Origin of the sequence: Sphingobium sp. CR28 (genome assembly GCF_052327305.1) — a bacterium.
Lineage (GTDB): Bacteria > Pseudomonadota > Alphaproteobacteria > Sphingomonadales > Sphingomonadaceae > Sphingobium.
The window spans coordinates 1,884,659-1,905,479 of the sequence record NZ_CP182486.1; the positions used below are offsets into that span (position 1 = coordinate 1,884,659).

At 65.4% G+C, this 20,821-nt stretch carries 18 protein-coding genes; 12 read left to right on the top strand and 6 right to left on the bottom strand.

Going from position 1 to position 20,821, the window contains the following annotated elements; genetic code table 11:
• Nucleotides 1-51: 51 nt before the first annotated feature.
• Nucleotides 52-1,437 (bottom strand): class II fumarate hydratase, encoded by a 1,386-nt coding sequence (gene fumC, locus ACNAOH_RS09015; protein ID WP_443969857.1) that lies wholly within the window; start codon nucleotides 1,435-1,437, stop codon nucleotides 52-54.
• Nucleotides 1,438-1,486: 49 nt separating this feature from the next.
• Nucleotides 1,487-1,963 carry an SspB family protein gene (locus ACNAOH_RS09020; protein ID WP_443969858.1) on the bottom strand — a complete coding sequence of 159 codons (477 nt, stop codon included), beginning with the start codon at nucleotides 1,961-1,963 and terminating at the stop codon, nucleotides 1,487-1,489.
• Between the two features lie 128 nt (nucleotides 1,964-2,091).
• Here ACNAOH_RS09020 and hisB point away from each other — a divergent pair, with 128 nt between their 5' ends.
• Genes hisB through hisA form a run of 4 tightly spaced genes read left to right on the top strand, consistent with a single transcriptional unit; the run spans nucleotide 2,092 to nucleotide 4,368 of the window.
• Complete coding sequence (gene hisB / locus ACNAOH_RS09025) at nucleotides 2,092-2,679, top strand: imidazoleglycerol-phosphate dehydratase HisB (protein ID WP_443969859.1); 588 nt, start codon at nucleotides 2,092-2,094, stop codon at nucleotides 2,677-2,679.
• 28 nt (nucleotides 2,680-2,707) lie between these two features.
• A complete protein-coding gene (locus tag ACNAOH_RS09030; RefSeq protein WP_443969860.1) occupies nucleotides 2,708-2,998 on the top strand; it encodes a YciI family protein in 291 nt (96 codons plus the stop codon).
• Complete coding sequence (hisH, locus tag ACNAOH_RS09035) at nucleotides 2,995-3,606, top strand: imidazole glycerol phosphate synthase subunit HisH (protein ID WP_443969861.1); 612 nt, start codon at nucleotides 2,995-2,997, stop codon at nucleotides 3,604-3,606. Before ACNAOH_RS09030 ends, hisH begins: the two co-directional genes overlap by 4 nt.
• Nucleotides 3,607-3,621: 15 nt before the next feature.
• Nucleotides 3,622-4,368: a 1-(5-phosphoribosyl)-5-[(5-phosphoribosylamino)methylideneamino]imidazole-4-carboxamide isomerase gene (hisA, locus tag ACNAOH_RS09040; protein ID WP_443969862.1), complete on the top strand. Its 747-nt coding sequence runs from the start codon at nucleotides 3,622-3,624 to the stop codon at nucleotides 4,366-4,368.
• Between the two features lie 9 nt (nucleotides 4,369-4,377).
• On the opposite strand, the gene ACNAOH_RS09045 is transcribed toward hisA, so the two are convergent.
• Nucleotides 4,378-4,926: a YceD family protein gene (locus tag ACNAOH_RS09045; protein ID WP_443969863.1), complete on the bottom strand. Its 549-nt coding sequence runs from the start codon at nucleotides 4,924-4,926 to the stop codon at nucleotides 4,378-4,380.
• A gap of 4 nt (nucleotides 4,927-4,930) precedes the next feature.
• Nucleotides 4,931-5,452 carry a ubiquinol-cytochrome C chaperone family protein gene (locus ACNAOH_RS09050; protein ID WP_443969864.1) on the bottom strand — a complete coding sequence of 174 codons (522 nt, stop codon included), beginning with the start codon at nucleotides 5,450-5,452 and terminating at the stop codon, nucleotides 4,931-4,933.
• A 160-nt stretch (nucleotides 5,453-5,612) separates the two neighbouring features.
• Here ACNAOH_RS09050 and ACNAOH_RS09055 point away from each other — a divergent pair, with 160 nt between their 5' ends.
• Both ACNAOH_RS09055 and ACNAOH_RS09060 read left to right on the top strand, forming a co-directional pair.
• Entirely contained in the window at nucleotides 5,613-6,104 is a 492-nt protein-coding gene (locus ACNAOH_RS09055; protein WP_443969865.1) for an outer membrane protein assembly factor BamE, read from the top strand.
• Nucleotides 6,105-6,175: 71 nt separating this feature from the next.
• Complete coding sequence (locus ACNAOH_RS09060) at nucleotides 6,176-6,958, top strand: hypothetical protein (protein WP_443969866.1); 783 nt, start codon at nucleotides 6,176-6,178, stop codon at nucleotides 6,956-6,958.
• Nucleotides 6,959-7,041: 83 nt separating this feature from the next.
• Here ACNAOH_RS09060 and ACNAOH_RS09065 read toward each other — a convergent pair whose 3' ends face one another.
• Entirely contained in the window at nucleotides 7,042-9,306 is a 2,265-nt protein-coding gene (locus ACNAOH_RS09065; RefSeq protein WP_443969867.1) for an NADP-dependent malic enzyme, read from the bottom strand.
• Between the two features lie 168 nt (nucleotides 9,307-9,474).
• On the opposite strand from ACNAOH_RS09065, the gene mutS reads away from it, so the two are divergent.
• From mutS to rpsT, 3 genes are all read left to right on the top strand, one after another.
• Nucleotides 9,475-12,087 carry a DNA mismatch repair protein MutS gene (gene mutS, locus ACNAOH_RS09070; RefSeq protein WP_443969868.1) on the top strand — a complete coding sequence of 871 codons (2,613 nt, stop codon included), beginning with the start codon at nucleotides 9,475-9,477 and terminating at the stop codon, nucleotides 12,085-12,087.
• A gap of 9 nt (nucleotides 12,088-12,096) precedes the next feature.
• Nucleotides 12,097-14,877 (top strand): [protein-PII] uridylyltransferase, encoded by a 2,781-nt coding sequence (locus ACNAOH_RS09075; protein WP_443969869.1) that lies wholly within the window; start codon nucleotides 12,097-12,099, stop codon nucleotides 14,875-14,877.
• 135 nt (nucleotides 14,878-15,012) lie between these two features.
• On the top strand, nucleotides 15,013-15,276 hold the full coding sequence (gene rpsT / locus ACNAOH_RS09080) for a 30S ribosomal protein S20 (protein WP_443969870.1): 264 nt from the start codon (nucleotides 15,013-15,015) through the stop codon (nucleotides 15,274-15,276).
• Nucleotides 15,277-15,380: 104 nt separating this feature from the next.
• Here the strand turns inward: rpsT and ACNAOH_RS09085 are convergent, their stop codons facing one another.
• Nucleotides 15,381-17,165, bottom strand: coding sequence for an aminopeptidase P family protein (locus tag ACNAOH_RS09085; protein ID WP_443969871.1), 1,785 nt, complete (start codon nucleotides 17,163-17,165; stop codon nucleotides 15,381-15,383).
• A gap of 145 nt (nucleotides 17,166-17,310) precedes the next feature.
• Here ACNAOH_RS09085 and ACNAOH_RS09090 point away from each other — a divergent pair, with 145 nt between their 5' ends.
• The 3 genes from ACNAOH_RS09090 to ACNAOH_RS09100 all read left to right on the top strand — a co-directional run bounded on the left by ACNAOH_RS09090 (nucleotide 17,311) and on the right by ACNAOH_RS09100 (nucleotide 20,675).
• Nucleotides 17,311-17,814 carry a PAS domain S-box protein gene (locus tag ACNAOH_RS09090; protein WP_443969872.1) on the top strand — a complete coding sequence of 168 codons (504 nt, stop codon included), beginning with the start codon at nucleotides 17,311-17,313 and terminating at the stop codon, nucleotides 17,812-17,814.
• 110 nt (nucleotides 17,815-17,924) lie between these two features.
• Nucleotides 17,925-20,024: a S9 family peptidase gene (locus tag ACNAOH_RS09095; protein WP_443972094.1), complete on the top strand. Its 2,100-nt coding sequence runs from the start codon at nucleotides 17,925-17,927 to the stop codon at nucleotides 20,022-20,024.
• 255 nt (nucleotides 20,025-20,279) lie between these two features.
• Nucleotides 20,280-20,675, top strand: a complete 396-nt coding sequence (locus ACNAOH_RS09100) for an acyl-CoA thioesterase (RefSeq protein WP_443969873.1) — start codon at nucleotides 20,280-20,282, stop codon at nucleotides 20,673-20,675.
• Nucleotides 20,676-20,821: the final 146 nt, after the last annotated feature.

Here is a 20,821-nt window from a genome sequence, read left to right on the forward strand (position 1 = left end):
CTTCTTCCACAATGTATCGGGAGACAGCCGGTTCCCCCGCAGGGCGTGCGATCAGACCATATTCTCCGGCCGCACCAGCCGATCGAACGTCGGGCCGTCCACCAGACCGAGCGCCAGCCCTGCTTCTCTCAGCGTCAGGCCTTGCGCATGCGCATGCTTGGCGATCTTGGCGGCATTGTCGTAGCCGATCTCGGGTGCGAGCGCAGTCACCAGCATCAGCGAGCGGTCGACCAGCTCGGCGATGCGTGTCTCATTGGCCTTGAGCCCGTCGACACAGCGCTCCGCGAAGCTCTCCATGCCCACACTCAGCAAGTGGATGGAGCGGAGCACATTGGCGCCGATCAGCGGCATGAAGACATTGAGTTCGAAGTGGCCCTGCATCCCGCCCACTGTCACGGCCTGGGTGTTGCCGATCACCTGAGCGGCGACCATCGTCAGCGATTCGCACTGGGTTGGGTTGACCTTGCCCGGCATGATCGAGCTTCCCGGCTCGTTTGCAGGCAAGTCCAGCTCGCCGAGGCCAGAGCGCGGCCCCGAGCCAAGAAAGCGGATATCGTTGGCGATCTTGGTGAGCGAAACCGCCAGCGTGCTCAGCGCGCCCGAGAAAAAGACGAGGCCGTCCTTGGCGGCGAGCTGCTCGAACTTGTTGGGCGCGTCCTCGAATGCCGTCCCGGTTATGGTGCTGATCGCGGCGACCATGTCCGGCGCCCAGCCCTCCGGCGCATTCAGACCCGTGCCGACCGCCGTGCCGCCAATGGCCAGCTTGCGGATGTTGCCGTTCAGCGCGCCTTCGATCCGCGCTTTCGCGCTGATGAGTTGCGCGGCGTAGCCGGAAAACTCCTGCCCCAGCGTCAGCGGCGTCGCGTCCTGCGTATGAGTGCGGCCGATCTTGACGATGCCTTCCCATGCCAGGGCCTTCGCCATCAGCGCGCCGGCCAGCTTTTCGAGCGCGGGCAGCAGCTGATCGCGGGTCGCCAGCACCGTGGCGACATGCAGCGCCGTGGGGAAGCTGTCGTTGGACGACTGGCTCATGTTCACATGATCGTTTGGGTGGACCGGCGCCTTGCCGCCGCGCGTGCCGGCCAGCTGTTCGTTGGCGTAGCCTGCGATCACCTCGTTCACATTCATGTTGGTCTGGGTGCCGCTGCCGGTCTGCCAGATCACCAGCGGAAACTGATCGTCAAGGTCGCCGGAGACGATCTTCTGCGCTGCCGCCTCGATAGCGTCCGCGATGCCCGCATCCAGCCCGTGCCGCCGGTTCACGCGCGCGGCTGCCTGCTTCACAATCGCCTGCGCATGAACAATGCCGATCGGCATGCGCTCGGTCGCACCGAAGGGGAAATTCTCGATCGAGCGCTGGGTCTGCGCGCCCCAATAGGCGTCGGCGGGAACGTCGATCGGCCCGATGCTGTCGGTTTCGGTGCGCGTTGCGGTCATGGATACAGGTCGCCTTCCTGGAAATGACGTTCGGGCGAAATGGCCGGCGCTATTTCTTCTTGCCGAAATCTACCGTCACGACGTTCGAGCTATCTTCCTGCACGGCGCGGGGCTCGTCATTCTCCGCTGCCTCATGCGGCTCCGGCTCGTCGCTGCCCGCCACCTGGAACTGGAGCGCGAAGTTCACGGCCGGATCGACGAAGGCGCTGATCGCGGCGAAGGGGATGACGAGATGGGCGGGCACCTGATTGAAGGTGAGGCCCACTTCGAAGACGTCGTCGCCGACCTTGAGATCCCAGAACTTGTGCTGGATGACGATCGTCATCTCGTCCGGGAAACGCTCGACGAGGTGTCGGGGGATCGAGACACCCGGCGCCTGCGTCTTGAACGTGATATAGAAATGATGGGCGCCCGGCAGATGGCTGCCGCTCGCCTGCACTTCGCCGAGCACGCGGCCAACGACGGCGCGCAGGGCCTCCTGAACGATCTCGTCGTAAGGAATCAGGCTGTCAGGTGTTTCTTCCACGGGGCACAGTCCTAGCGATGGCGACCATCGGGTCAAGCGCGCAGCGTGCAATAGCGGGGCGGAAATCGCGCGGCGGGCAGTGATTTCCCGCATTGCCTTGCCCGGCTCCGCCGTTATAGCGCGGCGTCATGCGTATCGGGGAAATCAGCAGGAAGACGGGCGAGACCGCGATCGACGTTCGCGTCAACCTCGACGGGACGGGCGCCTATGACATCGCGACCGGCATCGGCTTTTTCGATCATATGCTGGAGCAGCTCTCGCGCCATTCCCTCATCGATCTTCAGGTGAAGGCCGTGGGCGATCTGCATGTCGATCAGCACCACACCACCGAGGATGTGGGCATCGCGATCGGCGAGGCGCTGGCCAAGGCGCTCGGCGACAAGCGCGGCATTGCCCGCTATGGCGAGGCGCACGCGCCGATGGACGAGACGCTGACCCGCGTGGCGCTGGATATTTCCGGCCGGCCCTATCTCGTGTGGAACGTGGCGCTCACCACCACCCGCCTTGGCGAGTGGGACACGGAGATGATCGAGCACTGGTTCCACAGTTTCGCGCAGAGCGCGGGGCTGACCCTGCATGTCGAGATGCTCTACGGCTCCAACAACCATCATATTGTCGAGAGCTGCTACAAGGCGCTGGCCCGCGCGCTGCGTCAGGCAGTCGAGATCGACCCGCGCAAGAGCGACGCCATCCCCTCCACCAAGGGTCTGCTCTGAGCGACCCCGTCCTATCGAAAGGCCGCCGATGTTCATCGTTTCGCTGACCTACACGGCTCCGCTCGACGTGCTCGACAGCCATCTTCCCGCCCATGTCGCATGGCTGGATGAAAGTCTGGCGCAGGGCTGGCTGCTGCTGGCGGGCCGCAAGGTGCCGCGCACCGGCGGCATCCTCATCGCGCGCGGCGAACGCGAGGAGGTCGAACGCCTCGTCGCCAACGATCCGTTCGTGCTGAACGGCGTCGCCACGACGGAGCTGATCGAGTTCCAGCCGAGCCGCGTCTCTCCGGACGTGACGCTCGGCAGCCTTTTGGGATGATCGCCCTTATTGATTATGGCGCGGGCAATCTCCGCTCCGTGCACAATGCGCTGCACGCGGCGGGAGCAACCGATGTGATCGTGACCGCCGATCCGGAGGTGGTGGCGAAGGCCGATCGCGTCGTCCTGCCCGGCGTGGGCGCGTTTCGCGCCTGCATTGAGCCGCTGCGCGCCATTTCCGGTATGGAAGCGGCCATGCGCGAGGCCGTGTTCACGCATGGTCGCCCGTTCCTTGGCATTTGCGTGGGGATGCAACTGCTCGCGGACGCGGGCGAAGAGTTCGGCCGGCATGAGGGGCTGGGCTGGATCGGCGGGACGGTGCGCCGCATCGAGCCGACCGACGACACGATCAAGGTGCCGCACATGGGCTGGAACGACGTGGTGCCGGCGCGCGCGCGCGCGCTGGTCGAGCCGGGCGAAGCCTATTTCCTGCACAGCTATCATTTCGAGGTGGCGGACGCGGACGATGTCGTCGCGACGACATATCATGGCGCACCGCTCACGGCTGCCGTGGGTCGCGACACGATTCTGGGCGTCCAGTTCCACCCGGAGAAAAGCCAGGCCTATGGCCTTGCCACCCTTGCCCGCTTCCTTGCCTGGAAGCCCTGAAGAGACCGATCTGCCATGACCGATACGCCATCTTTCATCGTCTTCCCCGCCATCGATCTCAAGGGCGGGCAGGTCGTGCGTCTGGCGGAGGGCGATATGGACCGGGCAACCGTCTATGGCGACGATCCCGCCGCACAGGCGATGCTGTTCGCGCAGGCCGGATCGGGTTTCCTTCACGTCGTGGATCTCGATGGCGCCTTCGCCGGGCGGGCCGTGAATGAGGCCGCAGTGGAGAGCATCGTCTCCGCTTTTCCGGGCCATGTGCAGCTGGGCGGCGGTATTCGCGAGCCGGAGGCGGTGAAGCGCTGGATCGACCTCGGCGTTTCGCGCGTCGTGATCGGCACCGCCGCACTCAAGAATCCGCAGTTCGTTCGCGATATGGCCGCCGAATATCCCGGCGGAATCGTCGTGGCGGTGGACGCGCGCGATGGCTTCGTGGCGACCGAGGGATGGGCGGAGAAGAGCGACATGCCGGTCGTCGATCTCGCCCGCCGGTTCGAGGATGCGGGCGTCGCCAGCCTGCTTTTCACGGATGTCGGGCGTGACGGTCTTCTCAAGGGCTGCAATGTGGAAGCGACGGTGGATCTCGCTCGTGCGACCGATATTCCGGTTATCGCCAGCGGCGGGGTCGCCGGTATTGCCGATATCCGCCTGCTCAGCCTCCATGCGCAGGAGGGCGTCGAGGGCGTCATCACGGGCCGGGCGCTTTATGACGGGCGTCTGGATCTCGCGACTGCCATCGCGGTCGCGCGCGCAGCCTGAGGCTGCGTCTTAGTCCGCCGCGCTGCTGCCGCTCTTGCCCTTGAGCGCGGCAAGCGCCGCGAACGGGCCAGCTTCGTCTTCACTCAGCACGCCCATCGCCTTCAGGCGGCTTTCGGCATCCGGCGCTCGGGGATAGGGATCGAGGCCGAGCGCAAGGCTTTGCGCGACCGCCTCGCCAATATCGATTTTGTCATCCTCGAGCGGCAGCACGTCGCAGTCCTCGTCGGAGAGATCGATTTCCTCCTCCGCCGAGTCGGTGTTCGTGCCGTCGCGCACGAAGAGCAGCGCGAAGGGCAGCTCCAGCGACGCAGGCACCGGCGCGCCGGTCGCGACGCAGGACTGCGCGAGCTCGGCTTGCAGGGTTCCGCTCACGCGATAGCCCAGCACTTCGGGCGTCACGTGCAGAGTCGCTTCAAGCCGGTCGAGAGAAACGAGAGCGAAGCGCCGGGCGAGCGCCGCGCGCTCTGCTTCGTCGGCCGCGACATGGCGCTCACGGCGACCGTCACCCACTTCGTTCAGACGAATGATGCGAGAGAATTCGGGTAGGGTGTCCGCCACGGCCTCAGCCCACTTCGCCAGTGAGCAGCGCGTCCAGCGGGCGGGCCGCAACGCGCGCGTGGAGGCCGCGCAGATGCGCGTCGGTGTGGGCGAGAGCCTGCGGTTTCGGCGGTTCTCCGCGATAGAGGTTGCGCACCAGCGCCTCTCCCAGCGCTCCGGGCTCCGCCTCGGGCGCGAGGGCTGCGCGATAGGCGGCAAGGCGTCCGCCCAGTGCGCTCATCATCCGGCCCACCTGCTTGCCGACCACCAGATCGCCAAAGCCGATCTGGCGGATCTGTCCGTCCATATCCTCGATGAAGATCTCGGTGAGCTGCACGCTCTCCACGCGTGCGTCCAGCGCGTCGAGCCGCATCAGCGCAATGGCGACCGTCGCCGCCAGCATGTCGAACCGCCCGTCGATCGTGTCAGGCACCGCCCCCTCTTCGTACCAATGCGGCTGCCGTGCCTGCGCGACGAGCGCCGCATAGAGCGGGCGCAGCGCGGCGCGATCGTCCTTGCGCGGAAAGAGGGCGGAGAGGATGTTCATCTGTCGTTCGGCCTGTGGAATCTATCGACTTTGCATGAAGAGCGGGCGGAAACATGCTCGTGCGCTTGCCCGCGGGCAGGTGATTGCATATTGATTGGCGCGCGCGGCAATGCAATGGCCACGCCGCTCAGCCATGTCGGCGTTTATTCAGGAGATGTCCATGCCCTCGATCCGCAGCCGGCCATTGATGGTCGCAAGCGCGGCATGCCTGCTCCTCCTCGCCGGGGGCTGTTCGCGCATTCGCGGACATCAGGGCTTCATTGCCGATAGTCTTATCACCGATTCGGTTGCGGCCGGTGTCGATAATCGCGCGTCGGTGGAGGGCTCGCTGGGCCGCCCGACGTTCGTGTCGCAGTTCGGCCCCGAGCGCTGGTATTATGTCGCGCGTAACACCCGGCAGCTCGCCTTCGGGTCGCCCAGCCCCACAGATCAACTCGTGCTTCAGGTGCAGTTCGACGATGCCGGCAATGTGTCGCGTGTCACGCGTTCCGGGCTGGAGCAGGTCGTCAATGTCTCGCCCGCCGGCGGCAAGACGCAGACGCTTGGCCGCAAGCGCAGCCTGCTGGACGAGATCTTCGGCAATATCGGCGCGGTGGGTGCCGGTGGCGGCGCCGCGACCGGCCCGGCTGGCCCTGGACCGAACGGCAGCTGATCCTCGCCGGCTCCGGGCTTGCCTTGCCCCGGATAAGGCCTCAGAATAGCCCGTAAGGGAGGAGGTTGCCGATGCAACATTTCGGCGATCTGCAGCCGTTGGGCCAGCAGGACATCATCACCGGCCAGGCGCCGCAGGGGCGTCGCTATGTCGCGTCGCGCAGCCGCTGGCGTTTCGCGATGGGCCGTGTCGAGATCGGTTTCCATCGCGAGCGTGAGGAAATCTCGGCGGAGAGCCGCCCCGTCCATGCCCGAATCACAGCGGACCAGATTGCAGCGCGCCGTGAGACGGAAGGGCGCGGCATCGGTGAGCGCTTCATGCTCCTGCTCGGCGTTGCGACTGCGCTCGTCCTCGTCACTGGCGCGACCGGCTATATCTGGACCATGCAGTCCGGCGCGGCGGTTGGCCGGGGAGAAGTCTCCATTGCGATTCGCGATCTGACGTCAGCCGGGTCGGCATCCCCTGTATCCGCGGGAGACCGCGCGCTTTTCGTCATTCCCGCGCATCGCAAGCCGCGCCCCGTTCATGCCGTGATCGAGCAGGCCGCCGATCCGGCCACAGCGCCCGCCGATCGCCTGACCAGCCCCATCGCCTTCGCCGCGATCCCCATGGAGGCGCCGCCGCCCTCTGCCGCCATCATCCGGTCCGGCGATTTCGCATCCATTCCGCAAGTGGCGGGCGCGATGGAGGCCGCGATGGCAAGCGGCGACGCGCAGAACTGGACCGCGGGCAGCTATCATGGCGTAGTCGTGGTGGGAGATGCGGACGCGGGCAAATGCCGTGACGGCACGATCCTGCTGCGCGACGGGTCACGTCAGGGCCGCACTCAGGCTTTTCATCGTTGCGACAAATAGGGCGGTTTTAGGCACGATCCCCAACCGCTAGGGGAAGCGGGAGGCAGCACGCACATGGGCGCGCCGCCTCCCATTTTCGTATATCAGCGGGCGATGCCGCCAGCTGCGAGCACCGCGAGCGTCACCAGCTCGGAGGCCGTGGACGCCATCGTCGCCACCTGCACCGGCTTTTCCATGCCGATGAGCATGGGGCCGATCACCGAGTCGCCGCCCAGTTCGCGCAGCAGCTTGGCCGAGAGGTTGGCGGACTGCAGGCCGGGCATGACCAGCACGTTTGCCGGGCCGGAGAGGCGCGCGAAAGGATAGTTCTTCATCACCTTGGGGTTGAGCGCCACGTCGGGCGCCATCTCGCCTTCATATTCGAAGTCCACGCCGCGCTCGTCGAGCAGGGCGACCGCCTCGCGAATGCCTTCCAGCCAGTTGCCCGACGGATTGCCGAAGGTGGAGTAGGACAGGAAGGCGACGCGGGGTTCGTGGCCCATGCGCCGTGCGACTGCTGCCGTCTCGATGGCGATGTCTGCCAGTTCGCTTGCGCTCGGCCGCTCGTTGACGGTCGTGTCGGCCATGAATACCGTATGGCTCTGCCCGACCAGCACATGGATGCCGAACGGCGTCCGCCCGGCAGCAGGATCGAGCACGAGGCGCAGATCGCGGAGCGTCTGCGCGTAGGTGCGCGTGACGCCGGTGATGAGCGCGTCGGCTTCACCCATCTTCAGCAGCAGCGCACCGAAGATGTTGCGATCGCGGTTGACGAGCCGCTCGCAGTCGCGGCGCAGATAGCCCCGGCGCTGGAGACGCTCGTAGAGCATGTCGATCATGCTCTCGGTCAGCGGTGAGTTAACGCTGTTGTGAATCTCGAACTCGTCTGCGTCACGCACGCCCATTTCGCGCAGCCGGTCGCGCACGCCTTCGCGGCCCACCAGCACGGGAATGCCATAGCCGCCTTCGCGGAACTGGATGGCGGCGCGCATCACCACTTCGTCTTCCGCTTCGGCGAAGACGACGCGCTTGGGCTCGGCCTTCGCGCCTTCATAGGCGAGCGTGAGCACCGATGTGGTCGGGTTGAGCCGGGCGCGCAGCGACTGGCGATAGGCGGCCATGTCCTCGATGGCGCGACCCGCCACGCCACTTGCCATCGCTGCCTGAGCGACGGCTGCGGGGACGACTTCCATGAGGCGCGGGTCGAACGGCGCGGGGATGATGTAGTCCGTGCCAAAGCTGTGGCTGCGTCCACCATAGGCCAGCGCCACTTCCTCGGGCACCTGCTCGCGCGCCAGGCTGGCGATCGCCTGCGCCGCCGCGATCTTCATTTCCTCGTTGATCGCCGTAGCGCGCACGTCGAGCGCACCGCGGAAGATGAACGGGAAGCCGAGGACGTTGTTGACCTGATTGGGATAGTCCGAGCGGCCGGTCGCGATGATCGCGTCCGGTCGTGCCGCCTTGGCTGCGGGCGGCGTGATCTCCGGGTCGGGATTGGCCATGGCGAAGATGATCGGCTGGGCTGCCATATCCTTGATCATTTCGGGCTTGAGCGCGTCCTTGGCGGAGAGGCCCAGGAACACGTCCGCGCCGATCAGCGCATCGGTGAGGGTGCGCGCGTCGGTTTTCACGGCGTGAGCGGACTTCCACTGGTCCATGCCTTCGGCGCGGCCCTGATAGATGACGCCGGAGCGGTCGCACATGATGACCTGGTCGGCCGGCACGCCCATGGCCTTGATGAGTTCGGTGCAGGCAATGGCGGCAGCGCCCGCGCCATTCACGACGACCTTGATCGACTTGATGTCGCGGCCTGTAAGATAGAGGGCGTTGATGAGTCCTGCGGCACAGATGATCGCCGTGCCATGCTGGTCGTCATGCATCACCGGGATGTTCATGCGCTCCTTGAGCGCAGCCTCGATGATGAAGCACTCGGGCGCCTTGATGTCCTCAAGGTTGATGCCGCCGAAGGTGGGCTCGAGCAGCGCCACCGCGTCGATGAACGCCTGCGGATCTTCGGTGGCGACTTCGATGTCGATCGAGTCGACGTCTGCGAAGCGCTTGAACAGGACAGCCTTGCCTTCCATCACTGGCTTGGAGGCGAGCGCGCCGAGATTGCCCATGCCAAGGATCGCGGTGCCGTTGGAGATCACTGCGACCAGATTGCCCTTGGCGGTATAGTCATAGGCCGTGGCGGGATCGTCTGCGATTGCCTTCACGGGGACGGCGACGCCGGGGGAATAAGCGAGGCTCAGGTCACGCTGCGTCGCCATGGGCTTGGAGGCGACGATCTCGATCTTGCCGGGGCGACCGAAGGAGTGAAAGAGGAGGGCTTCGCGTTCGGAAAACTGGGTATGAGACTCATCTGCCATAAGATGTAACGATCCGATCCTGGGGCTGAGGCGAGACTGTGCTTTAGGCAGGTTGCGCCCATAATGAAACCGTCCATTGCGCCAGTGCATGTTTCTTCACATTAGGGCAGCTTCGCCGTCCCTGCAGAGCGATTGACGGGGCCCGGCCGTGCCGCCTAGGGCGGGGCAATGGCCGACGCCCCGCAAGCCACGCCGATGATGGCGCAGTATCTCGCTCTCAAGGCGCAGGCCGAGGGCAGCCTGCTCTTTTACCGCATGGGCGACTTCTTCGAGCTGTTCTTCGATGATGCCAAGGCTGCGGTGCAGACGCTCGACATCGCGCTCACCAGCCGAGGCGAGCATGATGGCGAGCCCATTCCCATGTGCGGCGTGCCGGTCCACAGCGCGGAAGGCTATCTTGCCCGCCTGATCCGCGCGGGCCATCGCGTGGCCATTGCCGAGCAGACGGAGACGCCCGCGCAGGCCAAGGCGCGCGGATCGAAGGCATTGGTCGGCCGGGCGATTGTGCGCTTCGTGACGGCGGGAACGCTCACCGAGGAAGCGCTGCTGGACAGCCGCAGGGCCAATATCCTTGCCGCAATCGGCGAGGCGGCGGGCGCGGTCGCGATTGCCGCTGCCGATATCTCGACCGGGCGGCTGGAAGTGGTGACGCTCGACGCCGGTCAGATCGAGAGCGAGCTTGCGCGTCTCGGCGCCAGCGAAGTCGTGGCGCGCCCTGCAATGGCCCAGCGGATTGAGGGCGCCGTCCCCTTCGAGAGTCGGGGCTTTGACAGTGCGCGCGGCGAGGCGGAAATGAAGCGCGTATTTGGCGTCGCGACGCTGGATGCGTTCGGAGATTTCTCCCGCGCCGAACTATCCGCGCTGGGCGGCCTCATCGCTTATCTCGATCATGCCGGGCAGGGTGCCCTGCCGTTTCTCGCCCCGCCTGTTCGCGGTGGCGCGGCGGATCGTCTCGCGCTCGATCCGGCAACGCGGGAGAGTCTGGAGATCACCCAGACGACCAGTGGTGCCCGCGCCGGGAGCCTTCTCGCCTGCATCGATCGCACCGTCACGGGGGCCGGCGCACGGCAACTGGCGACCGATCTTTCCGCGCCGCTTGTCGAGCGAAGCGCAATCGAGGCCCGGCTCGATCTGGTGGCATGGCTGCACGACGACGCCCCGCTGCGCGCTGAACTGCGCGCGAAGTTGCGTGCCCTGCCGGACATCGGCCGAGCGCTTGGCCGGCTCGCTATCGGGCGGGGTTCGCCGCGCGATCTCGGCGCGCTTCGCGACGGGCTCGATCAGGCGCGGACGCTGCGGGAGACAATGGGGCGACGGGCGGACCTGCCCGCTCTGCTTGAGAGTCTGCTTCCCGCGCTCGACGGTCATGGTGCGCTGGTCGACGAACTATTGCGCGCGCTGATTCCCACGCCGCCGACTGAGGCCAGCAGCGGCGGTTATATCGCGGAGGGCTATGATGCCGCGCTCGATGACCTGCGCCGCACCGCGAGCGATGGGCGGCGTGCGGTGGCAGCGCTTGAGGCGCGCTATCGTGAGGAAACGGGCATTGCCGCGCTCAAGATCCGGCACAATGGCGTGCTGGGTTATCATGTCGAGGTGCCCGCCCGTCACGCCGATGCGCTGATGGCGCAGGAAAGCGGCTTCACGCATCGGCAGACCTTGGCCGGCGTTGTCCGCTTCAATTCCATCGATCTGCATGAGCAGGCGACGCGTATCGGGCAGGCAGGCGCCCATGCGCTCGCTGCCGAAGCCGCGCATCTGGAAGAGCTGACGGCCCTTGCTCTCACACGCAAGGATGCCATTGCCCGCGCCGCCGACGTTCTTGCCCGGCTCGACGTCGCCGCTGCGCTCGCTGAGCGGGCGACCGAAGGGGGCTGGTGTCGCCCGGCGCTCGTCGAGGAGCCCTGCCTTTCCATTGAGGGCGGCCGCCATCCTGTCGTGGAAGAGGCGCTGGCCAAGGGCGGCACGCCGTTCGTCGCCAATGATTGCGCGCTTTCACCGGAGGATCGGCTGTGGCTGGTCACGGGTCCGAACATGGGCGGCAAGTCCACCTTCCTTCGTCAGAACGCGCTCTTCGTCATTCTCGCGCAGGCCGGAGGCTTCGTGCCGGCGAAGAGCGCGACGCTGGGCCTTGTCGATCGTTTGTTCAGCCGGGTCGGCGCGTCGGACAATCTTGCGCGCGGCCGCTCCACCTTCATGGTCGAGATGGTGGAGACCGCCGCGATTCTGGCGCAGGCCACCGAGCGCAGCTTCGTCATTCTCGATGAGGTCGGGCGTGGCACTTCCACTTATGACGGTCTTGCGATTGCCTGGGCCGTGGTGGAGGCGATCCACGAGCAGAACTCTTGCCGCTGCCTGTTCGCCACCCATTATCATGAGCTGACGCGCCTGGCCGAGACGCTCGGCGCGCTTTCGCTCCACCATGTCCGCGCACGCGAATGGAAGGGCGAGCTGGTGCTGTTGCACGAGGTCGGCCCCGGTCCTGCCGATCGCAGCTATGGTCTGGCGGTTGCCCGGCTCGCTGGACTTTCGCCGGCCGTTGTCGCGCGGGCGAAGGCCGTGCTCGCGAAGCTGGAAGCTGGCAAGGCGCGGACGGGCGGCATTGCCGCCGGGCTTGATGACCTGCCGCTTTTCGCCGCGACGCTCGCTCCGCAGGCGGAGGAGGCGCCCGATCCGCTCCGCGCGCTGCTCGCGGATATCGATGCGGATGCGCTTTCCCCTCGCGATGCGTTGGAAACCGTCTATCGGCTCAAGCAATTGGCACGCGCTGCCACTATATAGGGTCTCGCAATGTCTAGCATCTTCGATTCCCTCCCCAGCCGGCGCGCGATCATTGAGCGGCGACATGTCGTCGAAGCGATCGAAACGGCGATTGCTTCTGCGACCGACAAGCGCTCTCCGCGCGAGATCATCGTCGCGGGCCTGCGCGACGCGCTGGCGGCGGGGCGTGCGGAGGTCTCGCGGCGACTCGCGCTCAATCCCACGCGCGGTCGCGAGGCAGTGGCAGCACAGGCGTTCCTCATGGATCAGCTGATCCGCATCCTCTACGATGCGACGGTCGCGCACGTGTACCCCAACAACAATCCCACCACGGCCGAACGCATGGCGCTGATCGCCGTGGGCGGCTATGGTCGCGGGGAGATGGCGCCGCATAGCGATGTCGATCTCGGCTTCATCCTGCCCTATAAGGCGACGGGCTGGACCGAGCAGGTCATCGAGGCGATGCTGTACTCCCTCTGGGATCTCGGCCTCAAGGTGGGCCATTCCAGCCGGTCGATCGACGAGACGATCCGCATGGCGAAGTCGGATCTCACCATCCGCACGGCGCTGCTTGAGGCGCGTTTCATTTGGGGCGAGCGCGCGATCTTCGAGGAAGTGAGCCGCCGGTTCGATGCGGACGTGATGCAGGGTACGGCGCGCACCTTCATTGCAGACAAGCTCGCCGAGCGCGAGGAACGGCATCAGCGCATGGGCGACAGCCGCTATGTCGTCGAGCCGAACGTGAAGGAAGGCAAGGGCAGCCTGCGGGATCTGCACGCCCTCTTCTGGATCGGCAAATATGTCTATCGCGTGCGCAGCGTGGCGGAGCTGGTCGAAGTGGGTTTGCTGACCCGCGCGGAGCTCAGCCAGTTCCAGAAGGCCGAGAATTTCCTCTGGGCGGTCCGTTGCCATCTGCACGAGATTTCCGGTCGCGCGGAAGATCGGCTGACCTTCGACCTTCAGCTGGAGGTCGCGAACCGGATGGGCTTTATCGAGCGCCGCGGCCGCTCCGGGGTCGAGCGCTTCATGCGCTTCTACTTCCTTAACGCCAAGGTTGTGGGCGATCTCACCGGCGTCTTCCTCGCTCATCTCGATGATGCCTTTGCCCAGCGCGGCAGGCGCTATATTCGCAATATTCCGGCGTTTTTCCGTCGTCCGCGCCGGCTCGACGGCTTTATTCTGGATCGCGGCCGCATCACGATTCCAAGCGATGATTTTCTGCAGGCCGATCCGGTCAGAATGATCGAAATCTTCGCGCTGGCGGACAAGCACGACCTCGCCATCCACCCGAATACGATGCGTGCGCTCAATCGGGATGCGAACCTCATCGATGCGAGGGTCCGCAACGATCCCCGCGCCAACGCGCTTTTCCTCGATGTGCTTACGTCGCAGCGCGACCCCGAGAAGGTGCTGCGCTGGATGAACGAGGCGGGTGTGTTCGGCCGCTTCGTTCCCGATTTTGGCCGCGTCGTCGCGCAGATGCAGTTCGACATGTACCATCACTACACGGTCGACGAGCATACCATCCGCGCCATTGGCCTTCTGGCGCGCATCGAGAAGGGCGAACTCAAGGACGATCATCCGATCGCCTCCGCGATTATCGGCAAGATCACGTCCCGCCGCGTGCTCTATGTCGCTGTGCTCCTGCATGACATTGCCAAGGGGCGCGGCGGCGACCATTCGATTCTGGGCGCAGAAGTCGCCGGCAAGCTTTGTCCGCGTCTGGGCCTCTCTCCTGCCGAGACGGAGACGGTGGCCTGGCTGGTGCGCCATCATCTGCTGATGTCGGCCACGGCCTTCAAGCGCGATCTGGCCGACTACAAGACGATCCTCGATTTTGTCGAGGTCGTGCAGAGTCACGAGCGTCTGCGCCTGCTGGTGCTGCTGACCATCGTGGACATCCGCGCCGTTGGCCCGGGCGTCTGGAACGGCTGGAAGCGTCAGCTCATCGCCGAACTTCACGACGCGGCCGAAGAGCTGATTCGCCCGGGGCACAAGCAGCGCGGCCGGGCAGAGCGCATTGCCGAGAAGCGGGAGCTGCTGCAGGCAGCGCTGGACATCGAGGAGAAGCGCTTTCACCGCCTCGTGGACCGGTTCCCCGATGCGTACTGGATCGCCGAACCGCAGGACATTTTGGAGCATAACGCGCGTCACCTGCTCAAGGCGGGCACGGACAGTCTCTCCATCACGGCGGAAGTCTATCCAGAGCGCGGCGCCACGCTCGTCACGGTCTATGCCGCCGATCATCCCGGTCTTTTCTATCGTATTGCCGGCGCGATCCACCTGGCGGGCGGCAGCATTATCGACGCGCGCATCCACACGCTCAAGGACGGCACCGCACTCGACAATCTGCTGGTGCAGACGCCGCTCGGTGGCGCATTCGATCAGCCCCAGCAGCTTGAGCGGATCACGCGCGCCATCGAAGATGCGCTGGACAATCGCCACAAGCTGATGGCCCGGCTGGACCAGCGGCCGCTGGCCCGCACTCGTGCCGAAGCGTTCGAGGTGGCGCCCAGCGTGCTCATCAACAACAAGGCGTCGAATCGCTTCACAGTCGTGGAAGTCATGGCGCGCGATCGGCCGGCGCTTCTCCTCAGCCTCGCTTATGCGCTGTTTCAGTCGAAAGTGATGGTCCACTCCGCGCATGTCGCGACCTTCGGCGAGCGTGCGGTCGACACCTTCTATCTTACCGACCTCTTTGGCGGGAAGATCGAGTCGAAGGCGCGACTGGCGACGCTGGAGAAGCGCCTCCTCGATGCCGCCTCCGGTCAGGCCGAGGATTTGCTCGAGTCGGCAGCCCGCTATGTCTGAGAGCCTGTTTTCCAACTCTCACCGGTTGACCGGGCAGGGCAATCTCGCTAAAGGCCCGGCCTTCGCGAGACAGGCGGCGCGCCCCAGGGTGGATTCGCCCGCGCGCCACACGCAACAGGAATGATCGAGGAATAAATGGCCAATACGCCGCAAGCCCGTAAGCGCATCCGTCGCAACGCCCGCCGTGCCGAGATCAATGGCGCTCGTACCAGCCGCATCCGCACGCTGGTGAAGAAGGTGGAAGCTGCGCTCGACTCGGGCGACAAGGCTGCTGCCCAGACCGCCCTGCAGGCTGCTCAGCCCGAGATGGCGCGTGGCGTGGCACGCGGCGTGCTTCACAAGAACACTGCGGCCCGCAAGTTCGGCCGTCTCACGAAGCGCGTCGCCGCGCTGGCCTGAGTCGTTCTCTGGCCGGTTCGCCCGGCTGGCAGCGCATTATCGAAATGCGAATCGGCGTCGGACCTCCCGTCCGGCGCCGATTTTCTGTGTGTGCGATTCGCGCCTCAGCGGATCGGCGCGCAGGCCTGTTCGAGCCAGGCCTTTTCCGCCCTATCGAGCTGCGGGCCGATCTCCGCCAGAACGCGGGCGTGGTAGTCGTTGAGCCAGTCGAGTTCCGCTGCCGACATGATCGGCACGTCCACCAGATGCCGGTCGATCGGTGCCAGCGTCAGCGTCTCGAAGCCGAGGAAGGGCTTCTCCGCCCCCGGCACATCCCGCACCTCGACGAGGACAAGATTCTCGATACGGATGCCGTAAGCGCCGGTCTTGTAATAGCCCGGCTCGTTGGAAATGATCATGCCTTCCGCCAGCGGTTCGTCGCCGCCGTCATAGGTGGCGATGCGCTGCGGTCCTTCGTGGACGGAGAGGAAGCTGCCTACGCCGTGCCCCGTGCCATGGGCATAGTCGAGGCCGTGCGCCCAGAGGTGCTGCCGCGCCAATATGTCGAGCTGGCCGCCGCGCGTGCCCTTGGGGAACTGCGCGGTGGCAAGGGCGATATGCCCTTTGAGCACCAGTGTGAAATTGCGCTTCATCTCCGCGCTCGGCGTGCCGATCGCGATAGTGCGGGTCACATCCGTGGTCCCGTCGCGATATTGGCCACCCGAGTCGACGAGGTAGAGCGTGTCCGACTCGATCGGCCGGTTGGTTTCTTCGCTCGCCTTGTAGTGAACCACCGCGCCATTGGGGCCGGAGCTGGAAATGGTGTCGAAGCTGAGGTCGGTCAGCAGCCCGGTCTCCTGCCGGTACGCTTCCAGCCGGTCGGATGCGCTGATTTCGGTCTCGCCGCCCTTGCCCGCCTCCGCGTCGAGCCAATGGAGGAAGCGGCAGAGCGCGGCGCCATCGCGGCTATGGGCGGCCTTCGTGCCCGCGATTTCGGTGGCGTTCTTGATTGCCTTGGGCAGCACGGCGGGGTCGCGCACGGCTCTGATCGTTCCGCCCGCCTGATCGATCGCGTCGAAAATGGCGGCGACCGCGCGCTGTGGATCGACCGCGACGGTCTTGCCCGAGAGGTCGGCGAGCGCCGCCGAGAAGTCCTTGCGGTCGCGGATGGTGACGGCGTTGCCCAGATGCGCGCGGACGTCCGCGTCGATCTTTTCCGGCGCCACGAAAAGCTCCGCCGTGCCGTCCGCATGGAGCAGTGCGAAAGCGAGCGCGACTGGCGTGCGGCTCACATCCTGCCCGCGGATGTTGAAGGTCCAGGCGATCGAATCGAGCGCGGAGAGCACGACCGCGTCGAGGCCCTGCGCCTTCAGCCAGTCGACCATCGCTGCGCGCTTCTCCGCCGAGGATTTGCCCGCAAAGGCATCCCCATGCGGCACGAGGCGCGCGTCGCTTGGCGCCGGCTTGTCGGGCCAGACCGCATCGACGGGATTGGTATCGACCGCCACCAGAGTCGCGCTCTTTCCCGCCAGCGCGGCGCTGGCATCCTCCACCCATTTGCGGGTGTGCAGCCAGGGATCATAGCCGATACGGGCGCCATCGGGCGCATGCGCGCCGAGCCATGCCGCCACGCTGGTCTGCGGCACGCCCACATATTGCCAGTGGCGCCCATCCACCTGGTCGCGCACCTGCAGCGTATAGCGCCCGTCCACGAAGATGGCGGCCTCCTGCGGCAGCACCACGCCGCTTCCGGCCGAGCCCTGAAAACCAGTGAGCCAGGCGAGCCGCTGGGCATAGGCACCCACATACTCGCTCATATGCTCATCTGTGAGCGGTACGACGAACCCATCCAGCCGCTGCCGGGCCAGTTGGGCGCGCAGGGCGACAAGGCGGTCTTCATAACTCGACATGGATGGCGTTCCCGATACTGTTTTGCCGCAACATAGGGTTTTCGGCGGGACATGCCAGCCCGCCCGGCTCCGCTGCTCGCCTGAGATTCATTGACATTTTACGTGTTCCTGCGATGCGGGTGTCAGTCATCCGGGTTTGGCAAATATGCGCGCGACAGAACCTCTTCCGCTCCATCATAGCTGGCCGCTCTGCGAGATGGCGTCCCGCTTCTCGCGGTTCATTCCGACTGTCGTTGATGGCCTCGGAATCCCGGCGAACGCGGAGCCAGATCCGCTGTCCCTTCTGGCCGGGCGCCTCGCCCGGCAGAGCGCCGGCATATGGTCCTGCGACCTCGCGACCGAAAAGCTCGAATGGTCGGCAGCGGTGTATGATCTTTTCGGCCTGCCGCGCGAGGAGCGGATCGAGCGCGCTTTCGTGGTCTCGCTTTATGAGCCGGAGTCGGGCCGCGCCATGGAGATGTTGCGTGCCTATGCCATTCGCCATCACCGGGGTTTCACGCTCGACGCGCAGATCCGCCCCATCGGCGGGGATATGCGCTGGATGCGCCTTTCGGCAGTGCCGGTGCTGAGCGAAGGCAAGGTGGTGAAGCTGATGGGCGTCAAACAAGATGTGACGGCCGCTTACGAGTGCCGACTCAGCGCGTCGTGAGCGCATCGAGCAGCCAGCGCGTGATGGCGTAGGGCAAAGCGCCGCGATGTCGCCTCTGGTCTTTGAGCGAAGCCATTGAGCCGGCGGGCTGCTGCCTCTATCTCCCCGCCATGACCGATAGCATTTCTGGCAACACCACGCCACCGCTCGCGCCCGCCCGCCCGCATAGCGCCACTTACCATGGCCGCACGCTCGATGATCCGTGGGCATGGCTGCGCGATCCGGGCTATCCCGAAGTCACGGACAAGGAGGTGCTAGGCTATCTCGAAGCGGAGAACGCCTTTTTCGAGGGGCAGATGGCCGCCCGCAAGCCGCTGGTCGACGCGCTCTTCACCGAGATGAAGGCGCGTATCAAGGAAGCCGATACCTCGGTGCCGCAGAAGGACGGCGACTGGCTCTACTGGAGCAGCTTCGAGGAAGGCGAGCAATATCGCCGCCACTGGCGCCGCGCGGTCGGCGCGCCGGACGACGGCTCGGCGGACATGCTCATCCTCGATGAGCCGGCGCTTGCCGAGGGCAAGGAGTATTTCCGGCTCGGCGCGGTTTCGGTCTCGCCGGACGGGCGCTATCTTGCCTATGCGATCGACGACAATGGCTCGGAGCGCTTCACGGCGCGGGTCAAGGATCTCGCCGACGGCAGCCTGCTCCCCGATGAGATCCCGGATGTGCTTTCCGCGCTGGTGTGGACCCGCGACAATGCCGGCCTCGTCTATGCGCCCGCCAATGCCCACTGGCGCACGGACAAAGCGATGCTCCATCGTCTCGGCACGGAGACGAGCGCCGATGTCCAGCTCTATCATGAGGAAGACGAAGGCTTCCGGGTCTCCATCGGCATCACCTCCGCCGAGAACTGGATCGTCATCGGCACCGGCGACCATGTCACCAGCGAGGTCTGGCTCGTCCCTTCGAATGACGCGACCGCCGCGCCGCGTCTGGTCTCGGCTCGCGTCGAAGGCCGGGAATATGACGTGGATGAGCATGAGGGCTGGCTCTACATCCGCACCAACGACGAACACCCCAATTTCCGCCTTGCCCGTGCGCGGGTCGAGACGCCGGACCAGTGGGAGAGCGTGCTGCCGCCCCGCGACGATTTCTATCTGACGGACGTATCGCTGTTCAAAAGCTTCTACGTCACAGAAGGGCGGGACACAGCGGGTGAGAAGGCTGGACTCGATCGCATCGACATTCGCGATTATGCGACGAACGCTGCGCGACCGATCGACTTTCCGGAGGCGAGCTACTCGGCCGGGCTGGACGACAATCCGGAATATGACGTCGCCAAGCTGCGGCTGAGCTACGAATCGATGGTTTCTCCTGAGACGATCCTCGATTTCGACCTCGCGACCGATACGCGCACAGTGCTCAAGGTGCAGGAAATCCCCTCGGGCTATGATCCCTCGCTGTACGCCACGACACGCCTGACGATCACCGCGCGGGACGGAACGCCGGTCCCCGTTTCCATCGTTCACCGCCGGGATTTCCCGATGGACGGCTCCCGGCCGCTCTATCTTTACGGCTATGGCGCCTATGGCATCGCCATGGAGCCCGGCTTCTCGACGACGCGGCTCAGCCTCGTCGATCGCGGTTTTGCCTATGCCATCGCCCATATCCGGGGCGGCGACGATCTCGGCCAGCAATGGTATCTGGACGGCAAGCTAGAGAAGCGCACCAACACGTTCAACGACTTCGTGGACGTGGCGCGCGGGCTCATCGCGCTTGGCTATACGCAGGCGGGCAGGATCGCGACGGCTGGCGGATCGGCCGGTGGCGAACTGATGGGCGCGATCGTCAATAGCGATCCCGATCTGTGGGGCGCGGTCGTCGCGCATGTGCCTTTCGTCGACGTGCTCAACACCATGCTCGACGAGACGCTGCCGCTCACGCCCGGCGAATGGCCCGAATGGGGCAATCCGATTGAGGACGCGGATGCCTATGATCTGATTGCCAGCTACAGCCCTTACGACAATGTGGGGCCACATCCCTATCCGCCGATGCTGGTCACGGCGGGACTCAATGATCCGCGCGTCACCTATTGGGAGCCCGCCAAGTGGGTCGCGAAGCTCCGTGCGAGCAAGACCGATGACAATCTCCTGCTGCTCAAGACCAATATGGGCGCGGGCCATGGCGGCAAATCTGGGCGCTGGGAGTCGCTGCGCGAGACGGCGGAAGAGTTCGCCTTCATCCTCTGGCAGCTCGGCGTAGAGGGCTGAACCCATGGGCGCGAAATGGCCGGACGTTGTAGCTCTGCTTGCGGCACTGTCGTTCATCGCGCTCATGATTTTGTCTAGGAATTCCTTGGTCGGTGGCTTGCAGGGCTGGCCGCTCGCTATGGTCGGCACGGCCACGGTCGCGATCGGTTGCTGGAAGTATCGACATTGGTGGCTGCTGGCTCTGCTTCCCGTTTTCCTCGTGCCCCTGCTCCCATTATTGGCTCTCCTCTACGCGTGTAGCCAAGGTGATTGCCTGTGAGTCGGCCTTTCGAAATGATCTTTACCGCGCAGGCGGGTGACATCGACATCATGGGCCATGTGAACAACGCGGTATGGGTGCGCTGGATGGAAGCGATTGCGACTGCCCACTGGGAGTCGCTGGCCCCGCCGGATTATGTGGAGAGCACGGTCTGGGTCGTGACTCGCCACGAGATCGACTATCGCGGTAATGTCCGCGAGGGCGAGAGCGTGACAGCGCGCACATGGGTAGCCGAGCCGCCCAAAGGCGCTCGCTTCGACCGGTTGATCGAATTCATCGGTCCGGACGGCAAGCCGCGCGTGTCGGCGCGCACCACCTGGGCAATGGTCGACAAGGCCAGCGGCCGCATCGCCCGCGTGCCTGCTGAGCTGGCGGAGATATTTCTGAGGTGAATCCGCAAGGACGGTTCACACATTCAGATGATGACGAGACGGAGTCGAAGACGGCCGCAGGCCAACATGGTCTCGTGACGTGAGCCGGAGCGCAGCGTACTTCCGGTACGTGAGCACCGGAAGCGCGGAACGGGGCCATTTGCAGG